This is a genomic window from Frigoribacterium sp. PhB107, from assembly GCF_003751515.1.
In the GTDB taxonomy this organism is placed as follows: Bacteria; Actinomycetota; Actinomycetes; order Actinomycetales; family Microbacteriaceae; genus Frigoribacterium.
Genome location: NZ_RJKU01000005.1, coordinates 115,654 through 134,783, shown reverse-complemented (window position 1 = coordinate 134,783; position 19,130 = coordinate 115,654). Strand labels below are relative to the sequence as shown.

Annotated in this window: 17 protein-coding genes; 10 read left to right on the top strand and 7 right to left on the bottom strand. The window is 74.3% G+C overall.

All coding sequences use genetic code 11. From position 1 onward, the window contains the following. Positions 1-441: 441 nt before the first annotated feature. From EDF18_RS16055 to EDF18_RS16040, 4 genes are all read right to left on the bottom strand, one after another. A complete protein-coding gene (locus tag EDF18_RS16055) occupies positions 442-1,362 on the bottom strand; it encodes an ABC transporter substrate-binding protein (protein ID WP_123548851.1) in 921 nt (306 codons plus the stop codon). 128 nt (positions 1,363-1,490) lie between these two features. Continuing rightward, positions 1,491-2,213 carry an ABC transporter permease gene (locus EDF18_RS16050; protein ID WP_123548850.1) on the bottom strand — a complete coding sequence of 241 codons (723 nt, stop codon included), beginning with the start codon at positions 2,211-2,213 and terminating at the stop codon, positions 1,491-1,493. Beyond that, positions 2,210-2,863: an ABC transporter permease gene (locus EDF18_RS16045; protein WP_123548849.1), complete on the bottom strand. Its 654-nt coding sequence runs from the start codon at positions 2,861-2,863 to the stop codon at positions 2,210-2,212. The genes EDF18_RS16050 and EDF18_RS16045 overlap by 4 nt, the downstream gene beginning before the upstream one ends. Next, positions 2,860-3,918, bottom strand: a complete 1,059-nt coding sequence (locus EDF18_RS16040) for an ABC transporter ATP-binding protein (protein WP_123548848.1) — start codon at positions 3,916-3,918, stop codon at positions 2,860-2,862. Before EDF18_RS16040 ends, EDF18_RS16045 begins: the two co-directional genes overlap by 4 nt. Positions 3,919-4,183: 265 nt before the next feature. On the opposite strand from EDF18_RS16040, the gene EDF18_RS16035 reads away from it, so the two are divergent. From EDF18_RS16035 to EDF18_RS16020, 4 genes are all read left to right on the top strand, one after another. Beyond that, positions 4,184-4,666: a MaoC family dehydratase gene (locus tag EDF18_RS16035; RefSeq protein WP_123548847.1), complete on the top strand. Its 483-nt coding sequence runs from the start codon at positions 4,184-4,186 to the stop codon at positions 4,664-4,666. A 58-nt stretch (positions 4,667-4,724) separates the two neighbouring features. Beyond that, positions 4,725-5,768 (top strand): NAD(P)-dependent alcohol dehydrogenase, encoded by a 1,044-nt coding sequence (locus EDF18_RS16030; RefSeq protein ID WP_123548846.1) that lies wholly within the window; start codon positions 4,725-4,727, stop codon positions 5,766-5,768. Positions 5,769-6,129: 361 nt separating this feature from the next. Further along, positions 6,130-6,915 (top strand): hypothetical protein, encoded by a 786-nt coding sequence (locus EDF18_RS16025; protein ID WP_123548845.1) that lies wholly within the window; start codon positions 6,130-6,132, stop codon positions 6,913-6,915. 8 nt (positions 6,916-6,923) lie between these two features. Beyond that, a complete protein-coding gene (locus tag EDF18_RS16020; RefSeq protein ID WP_233569208.1) occupies positions 6,924-8,201 on the top strand; it encodes an amidoligase family protein in 1,278 nt (425 codons plus the stop codon). Between the two features lie 71 nt (positions 8,202-8,272). Here EDF18_RS16020 and EDF18_RS16015 read toward each other — a convergent pair whose 3' ends face one another. Beyond that, a complete protein-coding gene (locus EDF18_RS16015; RefSeq protein ID WP_123548844.1) occupies positions 8,273-8,977 on the bottom strand; it encodes a DUF4232 domain-containing protein in 705 nt (234 codons plus the stop codon). Positions 8,978-9,061: 84 nt separating this feature from the next. Between EDF18_RS16015 and EDF18_RS16010 the strand changes: the two genes are divergently transcribed. The 4 genes from EDF18_RS16010 to EDF18_RS15995 all read left to right on the top strand — a co-directional run bounded on the left by EDF18_RS16010 (position 9,062) and on the right by EDF18_RS15995 (position 13,986). After that, positions 9,062-10,495 (top strand): sensor histidine kinase, encoded by a 1,434-nt coding sequence (locus EDF18_RS16010; RefSeq protein ID WP_158614709.1) that lies wholly within the window; start codon positions 9,062-9,064, stop codon positions 10,493-10,495. After that, positions 10,492-11,274 (top strand): response regulator transcription factor, encoded by a 783-nt coding sequence (locus EDF18_RS16005; protein WP_123548842.1) that lies wholly within the window; start codon positions 10,492-10,494, stop codon positions 11,272-11,274. The genes EDF18_RS16010 and EDF18_RS16005 overlap by 4 nt, the downstream gene beginning before the upstream one ends. Positions 11,275-11,623: 349 nt before the next feature. After that, a complete protein-coding gene (locus tag EDF18_RS16000) occupies positions 11,624-13,099 on the top strand; it encodes an FAD-binding oxidoreductase (RefSeq protein WP_123548841.1) in 1,476 nt (491 codons plus the stop codon). After that, entirely contained in the window at positions 13,099-13,986 is an 888-nt protein-coding gene (locus EDF18_RS15995) for an alpha/beta fold hydrolase (RefSeq protein ID WP_123548840.1), read from the top strand. Before EDF18_RS16000 ends, EDF18_RS15995 begins: the two co-directional genes overlap by 1 nt. 11 nt (positions 13,987-13,997) lie before the next feature. Here the strand turns inward: EDF18_RS15995 and EDF18_RS15990 are convergent, their stop codons facing one another. Continuing rightward, positions 13,998-15,968, bottom strand: coding sequence for a GAF domain-containing protein (locus tag EDF18_RS15990; protein WP_158614708.1), 1,971 nt, complete (start codon positions 15,966-15,968; stop codon positions 13,998-14,000). A gap of 122 nt (positions 15,969-16,090) precedes the next feature. Here EDF18_RS15990 and EDF18_RS15985 point away from each other — a divergent pair, with 122 nt between their 5' ends. Both EDF18_RS15985 and EDF18_RS15980 read left to right on the top strand, forming a co-directional pair. Next, positions 16,091-17,512 (top strand): MFS transporter, encoded by a 1,422-nt coding sequence (locus EDF18_RS15985; protein ID WP_123548838.1) that lies wholly within the window; start codon positions 16,091-16,093, stop codon positions 17,510-17,512. A gap of 112 nt (positions 17,513-17,624) precedes the next feature. Next, entirely contained in the window at positions 17,625-18,356 is a 732-nt protein-coding gene (locus EDF18_RS15980; protein ID WP_123548837.1) for an alpha/beta fold hydrolase, read from the top strand. 94 nt (positions 18,357-18,450) lie between these two features. Here EDF18_RS15980 and EDF18_RS15975 read toward each other — a convergent pair whose 3' ends face one another. Beyond that, positions 18,451-19,116, bottom strand: a complete 666-nt coding sequence (locus EDF18_RS15975) for a hypothetical protein (RefSeq protein ID WP_123548836.1) — start codon at positions 19,114-19,116, stop codon at positions 18,451-18,453. Positions 19,117-19,130: the final 14 nt, after the last annotated feature.

The window sequence follows — 19,130 nt, the reverse complement described above, 5'->3', positions numbered from 1 at the left end:
ACGCCGCCGCCCTGCTGAACCAGACCTTCAACACCGACGCCGTCCAGGACGAGATGCTCGTCGGCGTCGCGAAGATCACCGTCGCCACCGAGTAGTACTCGTACTGCTCACCGAGGAGGGCTCATCGAGCAGCCCGCCCGGGTGGCGTCCCCCGTCGGCACCCGCCGACGTTCCCGGTGAAGCCCCTTCCCGCACCCTGCGGGACGGGGCTTCCCGCGTTCCTCGGCCCGCACCTCCTCGGCACCACGTCGTGCAGGAGAAGACAGGCCGCACCTCCTGATCGGTGCACGACTCAGGACTCTCGCTCCCCCCCGCTGCGCGACTCAGGACCGATCTTCCTGAACGAGGAGATACACGACCGGGGACACACGGGGGCGAGACGACGAAGAAGGTCCTCCCCGAGACCGGGGAGGACCTTCTTCGTCGGTTCGCGAGCGAGACCTAGAGCAGGTCGTACTCCGTGAGGAACGCGGTGGCGACGCTCGCCGAGTCCTTCTTGTCGACCTGCACCATGGCGAGGTACTCCGTGAGGTTCTCGGTGGTGAGCGCCTCCGAGACGGCGTTGAGCGACTCCTCGACGGTGTCGCTCGACTTGTCCTCGCGGATGATCGGGACGATGTTCTCCGAGAGGAACAGGTTCTTCGTGTCCTCGAGGGTGACGAGGTCGTTCGTCGTGATGGCCGAGTCGGTCGAGAAGAGGTTCGCGACCTCGACGTCGCCGTTCTCGAGCGCGGCGAGCGTCAGCGGTCCGCCGGCGTCGAGGGGCACGAACTCCTTGAAGGTGAGGCCGTAGACCGACTCGAGGCCGACGACGCCCTGCTGGCGCTCCGCGAACTCGGGCCCGCCGGCGAGGCGGAGCTCGCCCGCGACGGGCTCGAGGTCCTCGATGGTCTCGAGGCCGTACTGGTCGGCCGTCGCGCGGGTGACGGTGAGGGTGTCCTTGTCCTCGGCGTCCGACTGGGGCAGCGAGACGATGCCCTCGGGCAGCACGTCCTGCAGCGCGTCGTACACGTCGTCGGGCGAGGTGACGCCCTCGTCCACGCCGTCGGTCGACAGCGCGGCGAGCAGGGCGCCGTTGTACTCGGGCAGCAGGTCGATCGAGCCGTCCTCGAGCGCCTTGAGGTAGACCTCGCGGGCGCCGATGTTGAAGGTGCGGCTGACCTTCACGTCCTTGGCCTCGAGTGCCTGGGCGTAGATCTCGCCGAGCAGCTCGCTCTCGGGGAAGTTCGCCGAGCCGATGGCGATCGTGTCGCTGTCGGACGACGAGCCGCCGCCGGTGCTGGCGGTGGGGTCGGAGCAGGCGGACAGCGCGAGGACGCTGACGCCGATGACGCCGATGGCGCCGAGGAGGGTCTTCTTCATGGGGTGTGAGCCTTTGCTCTCGTGCACCTGACGACGATTCGTTCGGGTGCGGGGGTGTGGGGTGAGAAGGAGGACCAGGAGGTGCTGGTCGAGTTCGAGGAGGCGCGGGCCGGGAGGCGCGCGCCAGGTCAGGAGGACGCGCCGTCGCGCGCCGCCAGCGCGGTGCCGACGCGGCGCCGGGGGATGCGCCCGGTCAGGCCGGGCGACACGACGAGCCGCTGTGTGCCCGCGGCGAGCAGGTCGAGCACGATCGCGAGCGCGGCGACGACGACGGCGCCCGCCACGACGCGGCCGTAGTCGTTGAGCGACAGCCCGTCGATGAGCAGCCGGCCGAGGCCGCCGATGCCGACGTAGGCGGCGACGGTCGAGGTGGCGACGAGCTGCAGCAGAGCGTTGCGGAGGCCGGACGAGATCAGCGGCAGCGCGATCGGCACCTCGACCCCGAAGAGCACCTGCAGCGGCCGCATCCCCATGCCCCGGGCGGCGTCGATCGCGGCCGGGTCGACCGCGCGGATGCCCGCGTACGTCGTGGTGAGGATCGGCGGGATCGCCAGGATGACCAGGGCGATCAGCACCGGCCCGAAGCCGAGGCCCATGATCACGACGAGCAGGATGATGAGGCCCAGCGTCGGCAGCGACCGGCCGGCGTTCGCTGCGTTGATCGCGATGAACGACCCCTTGCCGGTGTGGCCGATGTAGAGACCGAGGGGCAGGGCGATCACGGCCGCGACGACGAGCGCCTGCACCGTGTACCAGAGGTGCGTCAGCACCAGCTCGGGGATCGAGGCGCGCACGCCGCCGCCCTGCCAGTTGGCGGGGTCGAGCAGGTAGCCGAGCAGTCCGTCGCTCATGCGGCGATCCTCCCTGCCACGCGGGTCCAGGGCGTCACGCGCCGCTGGACCAGCACGATGATCCCGTCGCAGACGGCGGCGAGCAGCACCGAGAGCACGATGCCGACGACGATCGGCGGCGTGTAGTTCAGCTGCTGCCCGCGGGTGAAGAGGGCGCCGAGGCCGCCGACGCCGATCAGGGCGCCGACGCTGACGAGGCTGACGTTGGCGACGGTCGCGACGCGGAGCCCCGCGAGCATGACCGGCAGCGAGATCGGCAGCTCGACCGAGACCAGGCGCCGGAGGCGGCGGTAGCCCATCGCCGAGGCGGCCTCGGTCACGAGCGGGTCGACCGACTTGAGCCCGTCGGCGACGACCCGCACGAGCAGCGCGATCGTGTAGACGCTGAGGGCGATGATGATGTTCAACGGCGACAGGATCTGGATGCCCACGATGGTCGGCACGAGCACGATCAGGGCGATCGACGGCACCGCGTAGAGGATGCCGCTGAGGTTGAGCAGCGGGTGGTAGAGGAACCCGAAGCGGACCGCGAGGTAGCCGATCGGCAGCGACACGACGATGCCGATCAGCACCGGGACCAGCGCCAGGAACACGTGCTGCGAGAGGGCGGCCTGGATGACCGCGACGTTGTTCTGCAGGTACTGGATCACGCCGGGTCGACCTCCCGTCGACGGCGGGCTTCCAGCTGCTGCATGAGGCTGGTGTGGCGGATCACGCCGTCGGCGACCCCGTTCTCGTCGACGCGGACGACGACGCCGACCGGCGACGTGATCGCGAGGTCGGTCACGAGGCGCAGCGAGTCCGTGGTCTGGAACGCGCCTCCGGTGGGGGTCGGGGTGGCGGTCGACCCGAGACCGGCGCCCGTCCAGCCGAGGGGCCGGCCGGCCTGGTCGAGCACGAGCTGCTCGGGCCCGGTCGTCACCTCGGACAGGGGCGCGACGTCGAGGCTCGCGGCCGAGTCGAACGAGAGGCTGCGGAAGCCGCGGTCGCGGCCGACGAAGCCCGCGACGAAGTCGTCGGCCGGGTTCGCGAGCAGCTCGCGCGGGGTGGCGAACTGGGCGAGGCGGCCGCCCTCCTGGAACACGGCGACGTTGTCGCCCAGCTTGATCGCCTCGTCGATGTCGTGGGTGACCATCGCGATGGTCTTGCCGAGGTCGCGCTGCAGCCGCAGGAACTCGGCCTGCAGGCCCTCGCGGACGATCGGGTCGACGGCGCTGAACGGCTCGTCCATGATCATCACCGGCGGGTCGGCGGCCAGGGCGCGGGCGACGCCCACGCGCTGCTGCTGACCACCGGAGAGCTGCACCGGGTAGCGGTCGGCCATCGCCGAGGTCAGCCCGACCCGTTCCATGAGCTCGACCGCCGTGGCGCGGGCCGCCTTCTTGCTCGTGCCGACGAGGGCGGGCACCGTCATGATGTTCTCGACGATCGTGCGGTGCGGGAACAGGCCGGCGGCCTGGATGACGTAGCCGATGCCGCGGCGCAGCAGCGCCTCGTCCTGGCCGGCGACGTCGACGCCGTCGATGAGCACGCGGCCGGTCGACGGCGTGACCATGCGGTTGATCATGCGCAGGGAGGTGGTCTTGCCGCAGCCGGAGGGGCCGACCAGGACCGTGAGCTCGCCGGTCGGCAGCTCCATGTCGAGCTGCTCGACGGCGACCGTGCCGTCCGGATAGACCTTGCTGACGCCCTCGAACGTGATCATCTGTTCTCCTTGCCTGTCGGAACCGTGGTGGCCGGGTGTTCGACATGACCGGTAGAACAGCCATACGTCGACCATTGTCGCCGATTCCTGGTCGGTGCGCGGCGATCGAGGCCTGATCGTGACCTTGGGGTCTTGCGTTCCGTGCGGAGCGAGGGAAGTTGCCCGTGGGATCCGAGCCCGAGCCCGCCTCCGAGCCTGGGCGGGACGGGAACTCAGCGTGACCGTGGTGAGCACGCCCGACGGGCGCAGGGCGGAGGATCGGAGCATGACCGAACGCCCCGCCGTCCCCGTGGCCGACCGCACGCTCTCCGACTACGCGCCCGGGCTGGTGGAGACGCACGGGCCGCTCGAGGTGACCGAGTCCGAGATCGTGGCGTTCGCCTCCTCCTTCGACCCCCACGACATGCACGTCGACCCGGAGGCTGCGAGGAGGAGCCCGTTCGGCGGCCTCATCGCCAGCGGCTGGCACACGACGGCGCTGATGATGCGGCTGATGGTGGGCGGGTTCCTGAACCAGTGGGCGAGCGTCGCCTCGCCCGGCGTCGACGAGCTGCGCTGGCTGCTGCCGGTGCGGCCGGGCGACCTGCTGCGGGCGCGGTTCACGGTGCTCTCGTCGCGGATCTCTGCGTCGAAGCCCGACCGCGGCCTCGTGCGCACGCGCATCGAGATGCTGAACCAGCGCGACGAGGTCGTCATGTCGCAGGTGATGATGAACCTCGTCCTGCGCGACCTGCCACCCTTCGCCTGACCTGGATACAGCCGACAGGTGTCGGGCACGGGTGACGCGCCCGGCGTAGCCTCTGGCCATGAAGGCACTCCAGTACACGAAGATCGGTCAGCACCCCGAGGTCGTCGAGATCGAGAAGCCGTCGCCCGGCCCCGGGCAGGTGCTGCTCAAGATCACCGCGGCCGGCGTCTGCCACAGCGACGAGTTCGTCATGGGCCTCAGCGAGGAGGACTACACGGCGGGCGGCTACCCCCTCCCCCTGACGCTCGGCCACGAGGGCGCCGGCGTCGTCGACGAGCTCGGCGAGGGCGTCGAGCACCTGCAGGTCGGCGACGCCGTCGCCGTCTACGGCCCGTGGGGCTGCGGCCGCTGCCGCCCCTGCTCGCAGGGCAAGGAGAACTACTGCGTCAACGCGGCGGCCGAGGGCATCAAGCCCCCCGGCCTCGGCGCCCCCGGCTCGATGGCCGAGTACATGATCGTCGACGACCCGCGCCACCTGGTGCCGCTCGGCGACCTCGATCCCGTCCAGAACGTGTCGCTCACCGACGCCGGCCTCACGCCGTACCACGCGATCAAGACCTCGCTCCCGAAGCTCGGGGCGGGCACCTTCGCCGTCGTCATCGGCACCGGCGGACTCGGGCACGTCGGCATCCAGATCCTCAAGGCGCTCTCGGGGGCGCAGATCATCGCCCTCGACGTCAGCGACGAGAAGCTCGAGCTGGCCACCCACGTCGGCGCCGACCACGTGCTGATCAGCGACGAGCACGCGGCCGACGGCATCCGCGAGCTCACGGGCGGGCTGGGCGCGAACGCCGTCTTCGACTTCGTGGGGGCGCCTCCCACGGTGGCCCTCGCCACGTCGGTCGCCGCCTCGGAGGCGGACGTCAGCCTCGTCGGGATCGGCGGCGGCACCGCGCAGGTCGGCTTCGGCTCGATCGCCTACGACGCCGCCGTCCGGGTGCCGTACTGGGGCAGCCGTTCCGAGCTGATCGAGGTGCTCGACCTCGCCCGGTCGGGCCGCGTCTCGGTCGAGACGCAGCGGTACTCGCTCGACGGCGGCCCGGCCGCGTACGAGGCCCTCGCGGCCGGCACGGTCCGCGGCCGCGCGGTCATCGTCCCGTAGCGCGTCCGCGAGTCCGGGCGGGCCGGGCCTCTGCCCGTCGAGGTGACGCGTCGCGGGGGTCCGGCCGGCTCGGACCCCTGCGACGCGTCACCTCGTTCGCGTCGCGAGCGAGTGCGCGAGTGCGCGAGTGCGGGTGCGAGTGCGGGTGCGGGTGCGGGTGCGCGAGGTCGGGATCGGTCGTTCGGATGAGCCGAGCGAGGGCGCTCGGCGCGTGCGGCTCATCCCTCCGGACCGAACCGGACGCCGTGCGGACGGGACCTGCCCGGATCCCTCGACCCGCGCCTCCTGGTGCTCGTAGCGTCCGGAGGGTCGGCACCGCGACGCACCGTCGCACCCCGCCGACCCGACCGAGGAGCACCTCATGGACCAGGACAGCCCCACCACGCAGACCAGCACCACCCGCACCAGCCCGACCGCCCGCACCGCGCCCGGCACGAGCCGCGGCGCCTCGTTCCGCCGCGCGGGAGTCGTCGCCGTCGTCGCCTGCGCCGTCACCGGCTCCGCGCTGGGCCTCGGCGCGGCGGGCGCCTTCGCCACCGACGGGGCGGCCCCGGCCACCTCCTCCGCGCAGGTCGCGGCCGACGCCGCCGCGGCGCAGGCCGCGAGCACCGCGAAGGGCGAGCAGACCCCGGCGCCGAAGATCACCTACAGCCAGGCCGACCTCGCGGCGTTCGCCGCGTCGCCGTACGCGGACGACGCGCTCAACCTCGCCGTCGTCTGGGGCACGCCCGACGTCGCCACGGCGAAGGGCAAGGCGGGTGCCGCGATCACGGCGGGCACCCCGCTGCCGTTCGGACCCGACGACGCCCCCGCCGCCTCGTACACGGACGACCAGCAGCTCGCCGCGTTCTTCCTCGGCGGTGCGAGCTGGCAGCAGGCCCTCGGGCTGGCGGTCGCCTGGGGCGAGCCCAGCGTCTACCCGGTCAAGAGCACCATCGGCGCGACCCTGCTGGCGCATGAGGAGGTGCCCGCCCCGCCCGCCACGTTCACCGAGGACCAGCAGGTGGCCGCGTTCTCCGCGAGCGGCTACACCGAGGCGAACGCGGCCGAGCTCGCGGCGATCTGGCAGAGCGGCTCCGTGCGCGAGGCCGAGGCCCGGGCCGGGGCGGCGCTGCTCGCCGGCGACAGCCTGCCGGTCGTCCCCTGAGCCGCGCCGTGACGACGCCGACCGGGCACGACGGGACGACGCACGACCCCGCCGGGCCCGCGCACGGCCGGACCGGCGCGGCGCTGCGGCGCCGCATCGGCGTCGAGATCGAGCTGATCGCCCCGCCCGGCGTCGATCGCGGCGTGCTCGCCCGACGGGTCGCCCTCGCCTCGGGCGGGGCGGCCCGTCGGGTCTTCCACACCGACTCCGAGCCCTCGCTCGTGCCGGGGATGGGCCACTTCTGGCACCTGACACCGGCATGGGAGGTGTCCGACGCGCGCGGCGCGCCCGTCGCCTCCTTCGTGGACGACATCACGATCGCCGACGACCTGCGACGCGAGCACGAGGAGGCGCGGGCCGGGAGGGCAGGGGCCGTCACCTTCGCGCCGTCGTCCCCGGGCCTCTGGCGCGTCCTCTCGGACGACCCTCGCCTCCTCCGCCTCGTGGCCGACCACAGCGACCCGGCCGCCCCCGTCGCGCAGTCGCTCGACGCGGCTGCGCGGCTCTTCGGCACCGACGTCGAGGTCGTCGGCGGCGTCCGGCGGCTGCGCGACCGCTCGGGGGCGAGCATCGCGATGGCGGCCCCGCTCGCCCCGGGCCGCGAACGGCCGTGCGAGATCGTGACGGCTCCCCTGGTCGTCGACCACGAGGCGGCGCTGGAGGCGCTGCTCCGGCCCGCGAGGGAGCTCGGCTTCACCGTCCCCGTCGAGGCCGCCGTGCACCTGCACGTCGACGGGGCGCCGTTCCGCTCGGCGCATGCGTTCGCCAACCTGGTGCGGCTCTTCGGGCATTGGCGCGGGGCCCTGCACGAGCTGCTCGAGACGAACCCGGCCTGCACGAGGCTCGCGCCGATGCCGCCCGCGGTGCTCGCGCTGGTCGAGGAGGAGGCGGCCGCCTGGGCCGCGGCGACGAGCGCAGCCCGGACAGGCGCCGACGCCGAGGACGACGTCGTGACGACCGCAGGAGACGACGCGACGACCGCAGGAGGCGCCGCCTCAGCCGAGCGCTGGCACCGCCTCCAGCAGGCTGCCGCCCGCACCGGCCTGCTCAAGTACATGGACGTGAACCTCACCGCCCTGCTCACGGACGCCCCCGTGCGCGACACGGTCGAGGTGCGGATCCTGCCCGGCTCGCTCTCCGCCTCCGACATCACGGGCCGGGCCCGGCTCGTCGAGGGCCTGCTCGACCGCTGCCTCGAGGAGGCGCCCCTCCCGCGCCCGACGACCGCCTCCTCCCCTGCCGCTGCGGCCGCCGAGCTCCTCGCGCTCGCGCGTACCCGCAGCTGATCGAGGTGACGCCCCGAGGGGGTCGCGGACCTCGCGACCCCGCGTCGGCGTCACATCGATCGCCCCGAGGGCTAGAACACGGCGAGCGCGCTCGTCGAGAGCTGCTGCACGGCCGTGTTCGCGCACGCCTCGAAGCTCGAGCCCGAGGCACCCACGAAGATCGAGCGGACCGACCCGGGCGGGTAGATGCGGAACCCGTCGGTCGCGGTCGGCTGGCAGGTGGCGGCGTCGTAGCCGCCGGCCTGGACGATCTTCACGAGCGCCTGGACCTCGCCGCCGGGCGCGAGGCTCTGGGTGTCGTGCGGCGTCCCGCGGTCGAGCGTGGCGGAGGCGCCGATCTGGGTGCCGTCCCCGCCCCCGACGAACGAGACGCCCGGCCAGCCCTGCAGCGTGCAGGTGCGGTCGCCGGTGTTCGTGAAGATGAACGCGATGCCGTAGCTGCCGGCCGCGCCGCCGCCTCCGTCGGCGATCTCGACGCCGAGCTCGTCGACCGTGCACCGGGCCGACGCGTCGCCGGAGGCGCCGTCGCCGAGGTCGCCGCCGCCGCCCGAGGCGCCGTCGGGGCCCGGGGTCGCGCTCGGCTCGGCCGGCGCGGACGCCGACGGGCTGGCCGACCCGCCGGGCGAGGTCGACGCCGACGACGAGGCAGACGAGGACGGCCCCGAGGAGGCGCCGGTCGCCGACGCGTCCGCGTCGCCGGAGGTGCACCCCGAGACGAGCAGGCCGAGCGACGAGGCCAGCACGAGGGGCAGGAGGATCTTCGCGGAACGGTTCATGTCCCCGATCGTGCACTCACTGCACGGATGTCGTTCATCCCTCTGGCCGAGAAACGCACGCGCGCCCGGAGCTAGCGTGTGGACGTGCAGACAGCAGACGTGAGGGCGGCCGACGAGCAGGCCGAGGCCGCCGCCGGGTGGGCCTCGACGACGCCCCGGGAGCCCTCCCTGACCGCCCGCCTCCGTGCCGTCGCTCCGCTCCGCGACCTCGGCCCCGGGCTCCGCCGCGCGCTCCTGCTCGGGCTCGGCGTCGCCGCCTACCTGACGGCGCTGATCGTCGCGCTGCAGTTCAACTGGTATCCCTCCAGCCTGCCGGGCTACGTCATCGTCGGCCTCACGGCGCTCGTCGCGGCGGCGACCACGAAGCGGTTCCCCCTCGCCTCGCTCACCGGCGTCTCGGCGATCACGGTGGCGATCGCCTTCGGGCCGGTGCCGGGCGACTGGTACGTCCGGGCGCCCGAGCTGCTGGTGCCGCTGGCGGTGACGGTCTTCATCTCGGTGTCGAACGGGCTCCCCGTGTTCGCGCCGGCCGCCTCCTTCGCGGCGCTCGCCGTGCTCACCATCGTGCCGTGGCAGGTCGTCGTCGACTCGTGGCTGTCGGCCGGCTCCGTCTTCGACGCCTTCGACTGGGCGGTCTTCTACGACCGCTCGACGCAGTTCGGCTACCTCGTCGGCTGTGCGCTCGTCGTCGCGGCCGCGCTCGCGCTGCAGCACCAGCGGCGGGCCACGGCGCAGCTCGCGGCCCGCAACCGGGAGCTGGTCGCCCTCCGCGCCGAGGAGGCGGTGCGCATCGCCGAGCGCGAGCGCACCCGGATCGCCCGCGACGTGCACGACGAGGTCGCGCACCACGTCGCCGCGCTCGTGATCGGCGCGCAGGCGGCGGTCCGGGTGGCCGGCCAGCACCCCGACCGCCTGGTCGCCGCACTCGACGACGTCGTGCTCGGCGGCAAGGACGTGCTCACCCGCATCCGCACCGTGGTCCGCGTGCTCAAGGCCGCCCCGGTCGGGCCGCTCGCCGACGCGACGGGCGACCTCGACGTCGAGCTCGAGGCGATGGCGGCCAGGCTGCGCGCCATCGGGTACCAGGTCGACTACACCGTGCTGGTGCACGGCGAGCTGCCCGCGCCGCAGCGCATCGCGGTGCTCGGCGTCGTCCAGGAGTGCCTGACCAACACGATGCTGCACTCGTCCGCCGAGGAGGTGCGGGTCGCGATCACGGAGGGGCCCACGGCCTGGCAGGTGGTCGTCACCGACCCCGGGCCCGCCGCCGAGCGGTTCCCCGACGTGCCGCGGGGCGGCGCGGGCATCGCGAACATGCGCGAGCGGATCGTCGGCCTGGGCGGCGTGCTCGTCACCGGGCACGACGCGGCCGGGACGGGCTGGGCCGTGAGGGCCGAGCTGCCCCGGGGAGGCGCCTCCTTCTCGGTCGGACCGGCGACGGCGGCCGAGGCGGCGGCTGCGGCCGCGACCGACGCCCGCGGTCCTCTCGTGGCGGCGTCGGACGGAGGCCTGTCGTGACCCTCCGGGTGCTGGTCGTCGACGACCAGGCGATCGCCCGCGCCGGCATCGCGACGATGCTCGACGCCGAGGACGACCTCACGGTCGTGGGCCAGAGCCGCGACGGCGAGGACGCCGTGCGCGACGCCCTCGAGCTGCGACCCGACGTCGTCGTCATGGACATCCGCATGCCGCGCCTCGACGGCATCGCCGCGACCCGGCGCATCGTCGCCGAGCCCTCGACGGCCGTCGTGCTCATCACGACCTTCGACGACGACGAGCACCTCTTCGACGGCATCGCCGCGGGTGCCTCGGGGTTCCTCCTCAAGGACTCCGGGCCCGACCTCATGGCCGCCGCCGTCCGCTCGGCCGCCCGCGGCGACTCGCTGATCGACCCGGCGATGACGCGGGCGCTGATCGAGCAGACCGTCGCGACAGAGGCGGCGCGCGCGTCGGGCGACTCGCCCGCGCATGCGCCTGCGCAGGTGTCGGCCCAGTCGCCCACGTCGGCGCCCGCCCTCGCGGGGACCGCCGCGTCCCGGCTGGCCCCGCCGCTCCTCCGTGCCGCGCTCGACGGGCTGAGCGACCGCGAGCTCGACGTGCTCGACGGGGTCGCGCGGGGCCTCAGCAACGTCGACATCGCCCAGGAGCTCTACCTCAGCATCGCGACCGTCAAGACCCACATCTCGAACCTGCTGGCGAAGACCGGCACCCGCACGCGCGTGCAGGCAGCCGTCTTCGCGTACGAGTCGGGCTTCGCCCGGGCCAGCCGCGACGCCGGCACCGGCGCACCCCGCTGACCCGCCCGACCTACGAGTCGGCGGGTTCCCGTCGTCCCCGGCGGGTCAGCGCTCACCCGCCGTGCGTGGCGGGAACCTGCCCACAGCGACGGGAACCCGCCGCACTCCACACGCAGTCACACCCCAGGCCCGCAGGAGGTGCGGCCCGCCGAAGCAGAGAGCAGGTGCGTCTCGCAGGCTCGCACGGCCGTCCACACCCACCGAACCCGCGCGCACCCGCCGGCGCGCACGCGGGTGTGCGCGGGTTCGAGGGGTCTCGCGCACGCGGAGAGCTGCCCAGCCGGAGGCGCGGCCCGGGGAGCGGGGCTACAGTCGGTCCGCACCGAGCCGAGCCAGGAGGACGCCCCGCATGACCGTCACCACCGAAGCGGACGCACGCGCCGCCTCCTCCGCGGCCGCGGCCGCATCCGCGCAGGCCCCCGCATCCGCACGGCCCCTCGCCGCCGAGGCCGTCGCCGCGTTCGTCGACGACCTGGCGTCGGCGCTCGACGCCGACCGCGTGCTCCGCGATCCCGAGTCCCTCGCCCGGTACAGCCACGACGACGCCGAGTGGGCGCCGTTCGAGGCGCCGCTCGCGGTGGTGCTCGCCCGCAGCACGGACGAGGTGAGCGCGGTGCTCCGGCTGGCTGCCGCCTCCGGCGTCCGGGTCGTGCCGCGCGGTGCGGGCACCGGTCTCTCCGGCGGCGCGAACGCCGTCGCGGACTGCGTCGTGCTGTCGCTCGAGCTGATGGACGCCGTCACCGAGATCGACGTCGACGAGCGGTACGCCGTCGTGCAGCCCGGGGTGATCAACGACGCCCTGCGTGCCGCCGTGGCCGAGCACGGTCTCTGGTACCCGCCGGACCCGGCCAGCTCGGCGATCTCGACGATCGGCGGCAACGTCGCCACGAACGCGGGCGGCATCTGCTGCGTCAAGTACGGCGTGACCCGTGACTACGTGCTGGGCCTCACGGTCGTGCTCGCCGACGGCTCGATCGTGGAGCTCGGGCGGCGCACGGCCAAGGGCGTCGCCGGCTACGACCTCGTCGGGCTGATGGTCGGGTCGGAGGGCACGCTCGGCGTCGTGACCTCGGTGACCGTGCGGCTGCTGCCGCTCGCCGGGCGCGACGAGCGTGCGGTGATCGGGTACTTCCCCTCGCTCGTCGCCGCGGGCGACGCCGTGGCGGCGATCTCGAAGGCCGGGATCATCCCCGCCGCGCTCGAGATGCTCGACCGCACCTGCCTGCGGGCGGTCGACGACTGGGTGCACCTGGGGCTCCCCTCCGACGTCGACACGCTGCTGCTGGCCCGCGTCGACGAGCGCGGCGCGGCCGGCGACGAGCTCGCCGACCAGGTCGCCCGGGTGTTCGCGGAGGCGGGCGGCACCGACGTCGAGCTGGCCACGGACCCGGCCGACATCGACCGGCTGTTCCAGGCGCGACGGCTCGCCTACCCGGCGCTCGAGAGGCTCGGCCCTGTGCTCACCGAGGACATCTGCGTGCCGCGCTCGGCCGTGCCCGAGATGCTCCGGCGCATCCAGGCGACCGCGGCGGGCGCCGAAGTCGTCATCGCGAACATCGCGCACGCGGGCGACGGCAACCTGCACCCGCTGATCATCGCGCCCGAGGGCGACGAGGCCGCGAAGGCCCGGGCGAAGGTCGCGTTCGACGCCATCGTCGCCGACTGCCTCGACCTCGGCGGCACCGTGACCGGCGAGCACGGCGTGGGCCTGCTGAAGCTGCCGGGCCTCCGCGAGGAGCTGGGCGAGCGCGTGCTCGCGATGCACCGCTCCGTCAAGGACGCCCTCGACCCCGCCGGCACCCTCAACCCCGGGAAGGCCTTCTGATGAGCACCGCCGGCACGTTCGTCAGCACCGACGGCGTGACGCTCGCGTACACGGACTCGGGGGAGGCGCGCGTCGCGACCGGCAGGACCGACGCGGCCGCCGCTTCCCCCGCGACCACCGCCTCCCGCAGCACGGCCTCCCGCACCGTCGTGGTCGTCGCCGGCTACGCGATGCCCGCCGCGGCGTGGGCGCTCCAGACCGACGCGCTGCTCGCGGCGGGCCACCGCGTCGTCGAGTTCGACCGGCGTTCGCACGGCGCGAGCGAGGACGTCCTGCACGGCCAGCGGATCGGCCGCCACGGTGCCGACCTGCACGAGCTGCTCGTGCACCTCGACCTCCACGACGTGGTGCTCGTCGGCCAGTCGATGGGCGCGAGCACGGTCTGGGCGGCGATCGACCTGTTCGGCACGGACCGCGTCGCGGGAGTGCTGACGATCGACCAGACGCCGAAGCTCGTGAACGACACGGAGTGGACGCACGGCTTCTACGGCATGACGCCCGAGAACAGCGGCACCTTCTTCGACGACGGCATCCCCGACACCGGCCGCGGCGCCCGCGTCGACCCGGCCGCCACCGGCGTCGCCCGGCTGTTCGAGCGGCTCGGCGGCCCGCCCGCCGTGCGCGAGGCGAACGCGCCCGAGACGCGCAAGCTGCTCCGCGACCACGGCCTGCAGGACTGGCGCGACGTGATCGCCCGGCTGGACGTGCCCTTCACGATGGTCGCGGGCCGCGACAGCCAGCTCTGGCCCTGCAGCCACGCGGAGGCGGCGGTCGGCGACCACGCGCTCGGCCGGTCGGTCGTCATCGACGACGCCGGGCACGCGACGAACTTCGACCGCCCCGACGAGTTCAACGGGGTGCTGCTCGCGTTCGTCGCGGGCCTCTGAGGCGCGAGCGCCTACGCGGGCCCGGGCGAGCGCGCGGCCCCGGGTCCGTCCAGCTCCCGCGCCGCCCGGCCGAGCCGCAGCAGCACCTGCAGCTCGAGCGCCCGCTCCCGCCAGGCCGGCCCGAGCAGCCCGTCGAGCGTCGCGAGCCGCTGGTAGACCGTGTTCACGTGCACGCGCAGCGCGGCAGCCGTGGCCGTCGGGCGCCGTCCCTGGTCGAGGAACACCTCGAGCGTCTCCGTGAGGGGCACGCCGCGCCGCGCCTCCTCGGCGAGGACCGGCCCGAGCTCGCGTTCGACCTGGTCGTGCAGCTCACGGGTGCCGGCCCGGCTGAGCAGCACGGCGAAGACCCCGAGGTCGTCGCCCCGCGACAGCCCGCCGCCGCTGCCCGGGCGGCGGCCGAGGGCCGTGAGGGCCCGGGCCGTCCGGGCGGCCTCGCCCCACGCGGTGCGGAGCGCGGCCGTCTGGACGACGGGGCCGGCGAGTCCGGCGACGGGCGCCTCCTGCGCTCCCCAGCGCCCCTCGAGCTCGAGCGAGGCCGGGGCGACCAGCACGAATCGGTCGCGGTGCACCGCGGACGCGACGTGCCCGCCCAGCCCGAGCCCCGCGACGTGGCGCCGGGCAGCCTCGGGGTCGCCCTCGACCACCACGACGACGTGCGGCCGGCGCGGGTCGAGCCCGGCGCCGCGCCAACGCCGGTGGTCGGCGGTCGCGTCGGGCTCGCCGCGGCTGAGCAGGTCGACCGTGGCGATGTCACGGCCGAGCTGGGCGGCGCGGGCGGTGGCCCTCGCCCCCACGAGCGTGAGCGCGATCAGGGGCGCGGCCCGCTCGAGCAGCAGCAGGGCGTCGGCGGGCACCGCAGCAGCAGGCCCCGCACCAGCAGGCCCGGCGTCCCTGAGTCCGCCCCGAGGAGGCGCGGTGCCGGCGACCGCGCCCGCAGCGTCCCCGAGACCGAGACCGAGACCGAGACCGACACGCAGACCCGCAGGCCCGGCGACCAGCGCCCCGAACACCTGCCCCGCCGCCGCCACCGGCTGCACCGTCTCGGCCCCCACGACGACCGGCCCGGGCTCACCGCTGCGGGCCGCCCCGGCGAGCGCCGCCCCCACCGGCCCGTCGGTCGGGTGCTCCACCCACCGCACGGGCACGTCGGTGAGCGCCTGCACCCGTTCGACGAGCGACTCCGGGTCGCCCCCGGCGAGCACGGCCCGGGTCAGGTCGGCGTCGAGGCGCAGGGTCGACTCGAGCCCCTCCTTGGCCTCGCGCAGCTCGGCGGCAGTCCGCGCGTTGTCGATGGCGACCGCGGCGTGGGCGGCGAGCCCGGTCAGCAGGCTGATCTCGTGGGGGCCGAAGCGGCGTTCCTCCCGCTTGGCGGCGAGCAGCACCCCGAGCACACGGCCCCGCACGGCCAGCGGGACGCCGAGCAGCCCGCGGATCGACTCCGCCCGGGCGGCCCGGTCGGCGCTCTCCTCGTGCACGAGCTCGGGGTCGGCCGCGTAGTCCGACGTCCAGCGCGGGGTCCCGCTCGCGGCGACGCTGCCGACGAGCCCGGCGGTGCGGGGCAGGCGCGTGCCGACCAGGGCGGACGAGCGGTCGCCGCTCGCGACCTCGATGCGGAGGTCGTCGCCCACGAGCAGCGCGACGTAGGTGAGGTCGACGCCCAGGAGGCGGCGGGCCTGGTCGACGACCTCCACGAGCAGGTCGGCCGGGTCGGCCACGGCGGCCAGGCGACCGGCGATGTCGTTGAGGGCGGCCAGCTCGACCGCGCGCTGTCGCCGTTCCTGCAGCAGCGACGCGACCTCGACAGCCGAGCGCGCCTCCTGGTCGGTACGGGCCGCGTCGGCACCGTCGGCGACGAGGAGGCGGCGGTGAGCCTCGAGCTCGGGCACGCCGGCCTGGTCGGCGAGCAGCTGCAGCCACCCCGGCCCCTGCGGGTCACGTGTCGCCTGCGGATCAGGTGTCGCGTGCGGGTCACGCTCAGCCATGGTGGTTCCCTCCATCCGATGGGTCGAGAGTAGACGGAACAGCCGTTGTGGGAGCAGATGGCCGAGGCGCAGGGTTGAGCGTCCCCGAGCGGCAGCGCCGCCCCTCAGCTCAGGAGCCCCCCATGACCGACGTCGACCGCACCACCGCCTCCGCCGGCAGCACGCCCGGCACCGCCTCCGGCACACCCGGTGACGTGCCCGGCACGATCGGCAGCACCGCCGCCTCCCTCGTCGCGCCCACCCCCGGCTCCGCGGGGCCCGCCGGCATCGCCGCCGTCGCGGAGGCGAGTGACGTGAGCGTCGGCCCACCGCGCCTCCGTCGGCTCTCGATCGGGCTCGCGCTCGTCTACGTGTCGATCCTCGCGATCAACTCGGGCGGGCTCGGCATCCTCATCCCGAACCTCGTGGCCGACATCGACGAGGCCTCGAAGATCGGCAACCTGGCGATCGTGACGACGGTGGCGTTCCTCGCGAACGTGTTCGCGCAGCCGATCGCCGGCGCCCTGTCGGACGCGACCCGCTCGCGCTTCGGCCGGCGCTCGCCCTGGATGGTCGGCGGCGCGCTGCTCGCCGCCGGCTTCTTCGCCGGCCTGCCGCTGGCGAGCTCGATCGTCACCGTCGCCCTGATCTGGCTCGTCGTGCAGCTCGGGCTCAACGCGCTGCAGGCCGCGGCCACGGCACTCGTGCCCGACCGCTTCCCGGCCGCCAAGCGCGGCGGGGTCTCGGGCCTCATCGGCCTCGGCATCACGGTCGGCAACGCGGTGGGGGCCGTCGTCGCCGGCTCGGCCTCCGGTGCGGGAGCCCTGCCCTACCTCGTGCTCGCCGCCCTCGTGCTCGTGGTCGTCGCCGTGTTCGTCGTGGTGAACCCCGACCGCTCGAGCCTCGACGAGGCGGCCGGCCCCGCCGCGCCCCGACCCACGTTCCGCGAGTTCGCCCGCGGCTTCTGGGTCTCGCCGCGGAAGCACCCCGACTTCGCGTGGGCCTTCGCGGCGCGGTTCCTCATGGTGATCGGCTTCTACGGCGCGCAGACCTTCGGCCTGTACATCCTGCGCGACTACATCGGGCTGAGCGACGCCGCCTCGAACGCCTTCGCCGCCCAGATCGGTGTCGTGCTGCTGCTCGGCGTGCTCATCTCGGCGCTGGCCAGCGGCGTGCTGTCCGACCGGATCGGCCGCCGCAAGCCGTTCATCGTCTGGGCCTCGGTCGTCATGGCGATCGGCCTGGTCGTGCCCCTCGTGATGCCGACGACGACCGGCATCCTGATCTACAGCTTCCTGCTCGGCCTCGGCTTCGGCGCCTACATCTCGATCGACCTGGCCCTCATGACGGAGGTGCTGCCCGCCTCCCTGACGTCGGGCGCCAGCTCCGCGGGACGCGACCTGGCCATCCTCGGCCTCGCCACCACGCTGCCCCAGGCCCTCAGCCCCTCGATCGCGGCCGGCCTCGTCTCGATCACCGGGGGCTACCCCGTGCTGTTCATCTCGGGCATCGTGTTCGTGGTGCTCGGCGCCCTCGCGGTGATCCCGATCAAGTCGGTGCGCTGAGGCGGCGACGCACCCGCGAGCCCCCGGTCGACCTGCCCCGTCCGCTCCGCCCGCCCTTGTTCGACCTGCACCACCTGCCCCGCCCTGCTCGACACGAATCCCGAGGGACCCCATGCAGCTGCACACGACCACCACCGGCGACGGCGAACGGCACGTGGGGCTGGTGCACGGGCTCGGCGCCGACGGCGAGACGTGGCGGCCGCTCGTCGACCGGATGCTCGAGACGGGCCGGTACACGGTGACGACGGTCGACCTGCGGGGCCACGGGCACAGCGGCCGGGCGGCGTCGTACGGCCTCGACGAGTTCGCGACGGACCTGGTCGAGGCCCTGCCGACGGGCCTGCACAGCGTGGTCGGGCACTCGCTCGGCGGCGCCGTGCTCGTCCGGGCGGTCGCGCGGCTGCAGCCCCTCCGGGCGGCCTACCTCGACCCGGGCTTCCACCTGGCGCTGCCGACCAGCGGCCTCGCCGGGCGGTTGTTCTGGGCCGTGCCGCCGCTGACGCTGGCCGTGGCCGGGCTCGCGCAGGCACGCACGACCAAGACGGTGCGCGCGAGCTACGACGCGGCGACGGTCGCGCTGCTCGACGGCGCCCGCGAGCGGTTCGACACGTCCATGGCGATCGGGGTGTTCCGGGACGTGGCTCACGCGCCGATCGAGGTGGCGCCTCCTGCGGTGCCCTCGGTCGTCGTGCTCTCGGACGACAGCCCGGCCGTGCTGCCCGAGCCCGTCGCCCGCTCGCTCGAGGGAGTCGGCTGGGAGCTGCGCCGCCTGCCCGGCGTGCACCACGACATGCACCTCGAGGCGCCCGACCGCGTGTTCGAGCTCGTCGCCGACGTGCTCTAGCGCGCCTCCCTCGAGTTGCGAGCCGCGAGTCGCCCCGGATCGTCACGTGGCCGGGCCGGAGGCGACCGTTCGGGGCAACTCGTGCGGCTGCGCCTCAGCCGAAGGGCAGCGGAGACGTGATGTCGGTCTGCGCGAGCACGACGGCCGCGGCGACGGCCACCACCCCGAGCAGCCCGCCCCGCCACCACCGCTCGCTGAGCAGGTACCCCGCAGAGGCGAGCGCGCCCGCCCCGGCCACGACGCTGAGCGCGACCGAGACGAACACCTGCGCGACGGACTGCGTCTCCGGGTCGCCCGTGAACGCCGTGACGACGACGCACACGAGCATGATCAGGACGAAGAGACCTCCGAACACTGCGCCGATCCCGGCGATCCCGAAGAGCAGCTCCGAGGTCGGCTCCCACCGGATCAGCCGCTGCTGCCGGGGCGACCCGAGGTGCTCGGTCGTCTCCGGGGGCAGCCCGCCCGACAGGGCGAGGTAGTCGCGCACCTCCTCCTCCGTCTCGAACTGCAGCAGCGACCGGCGCAGCGCGTGACGCTCACGGGCGTCGAGCGAGGCGAGGTCGTGGGCGCCCCACCGGGCCGCCTGGTCGGGGTTGCCGGCCCGGCGGTAGAACTCCGAGAGGGCGTCGCGGTAGGCCCGCTCGTCCGGGTGGCGACGGGCGTGGACCAGCAGCGAGTCCCACGCGGCCCGGTGCTCGCCGTCGTCGAAGCGCGCGCGGGCGGCGTCGACGATCTCGCGGGTCGTGCGGGTGGGCATGCGGGACTCCGGGG

What these genes read in the sequence shown, in the direction of transcription:
- EDF18_RS16030 (WP_123548846.1), top strand. Translation starts at nt 4,725, where the DNA reads ATGAAGGCACTCCAGTACACGAAGATCGGTCAGCACCCCGAGGTCGTC.
- EDF18_RS16050 (WP_123548850.1), bottom strand. Translation starts at nt 2,213, where the DNA reads ATGAGCGACGGACTGCTCGGCTACCTGCTCGACCCCGCCAACTGGCAG.
- EDF18_RS16040 (WP_123548848.1), bottom strand. Translation starts at nt 3,918, where the DNA reads ATGATCACGTTCGAGGGCGTCAGCAAGGTCTATCCGGACGGCACGGTC.
- EDF18_RS15975 (WP_123548836.1), bottom strand. Translation starts at nt 19,116, where the DNA reads ATGCCCACCCGCACGACCCGCGAGATCGTCGACGCCGCCCGCGCGCGC.
- EDF18_RS16035 (WP_123548847.1), top strand. Translation starts at nt 4,184, where the DNA reads ATGACCGAACGCCCCGCCGTCCCCGTGGCCGACCGCACGCTCTCCGAC.
- EDF18_RS16000 (WP_123548841.1), top strand. Translation starts at nt 11,624, where the DNA reads ATGACCGTCACCACCGAAGCGGACGCACGCGCCGCCTCCTCCGCGGCC.
- EDF18_RS15980 (WP_123548837.1), top strand. Translation starts at nt 17,625, where the DNA reads ATGCAGCTGCACACGACCACCACCGGCGACGGCGAACGGCACGTGGGG.
- EDF18_RS16025 (WP_123548845.1), top strand. Translation starts at nt 6,130, where the DNA reads ATGGACCAGGACAGCCCCACCACGCAGACCAGCACCACCCGCACCAGC.
- EDF18_RS16055 (WP_123548851.1), bottom strand. Translation starts at nt 1,362, where the DNA reads ATGAAGAAGACCCTCCTCGGCGCCATCGGCGTCATCGGCGTCAGCGTC.
- EDF18_RS15985 (WP_123548838.1), top strand. Translation starts at nt 16,091, where the DNA reads ATGACCGACGTCGACCGCACCACCGCCTCCGCCGGCAGCACGCCCGGC.
- EDF18_RS16015 (WP_123548844.1), bottom strand. Translation starts at nt 8,977, where the DNA reads ATGAACCGTTCCGCGAAGATCCTCCTGCCCCTCGTGCTGGCCTCGTCG.
- EDF18_RS15995 (WP_123548840.1), top strand. Translation starts at nt 13,099, where the DNA reads ATGAGCACCGCCGGCACGTTCGTCAGCACCGACGGCGTGACGCTCGCG.
- EDF18_RS15990 (WP_158614708.1), bottom strand. Translation starts at nt 15,968, where the DNA reads ATGGCTGAGCGTGACCCGCACGCGACACCTGATCCGCAGGCGACACGT.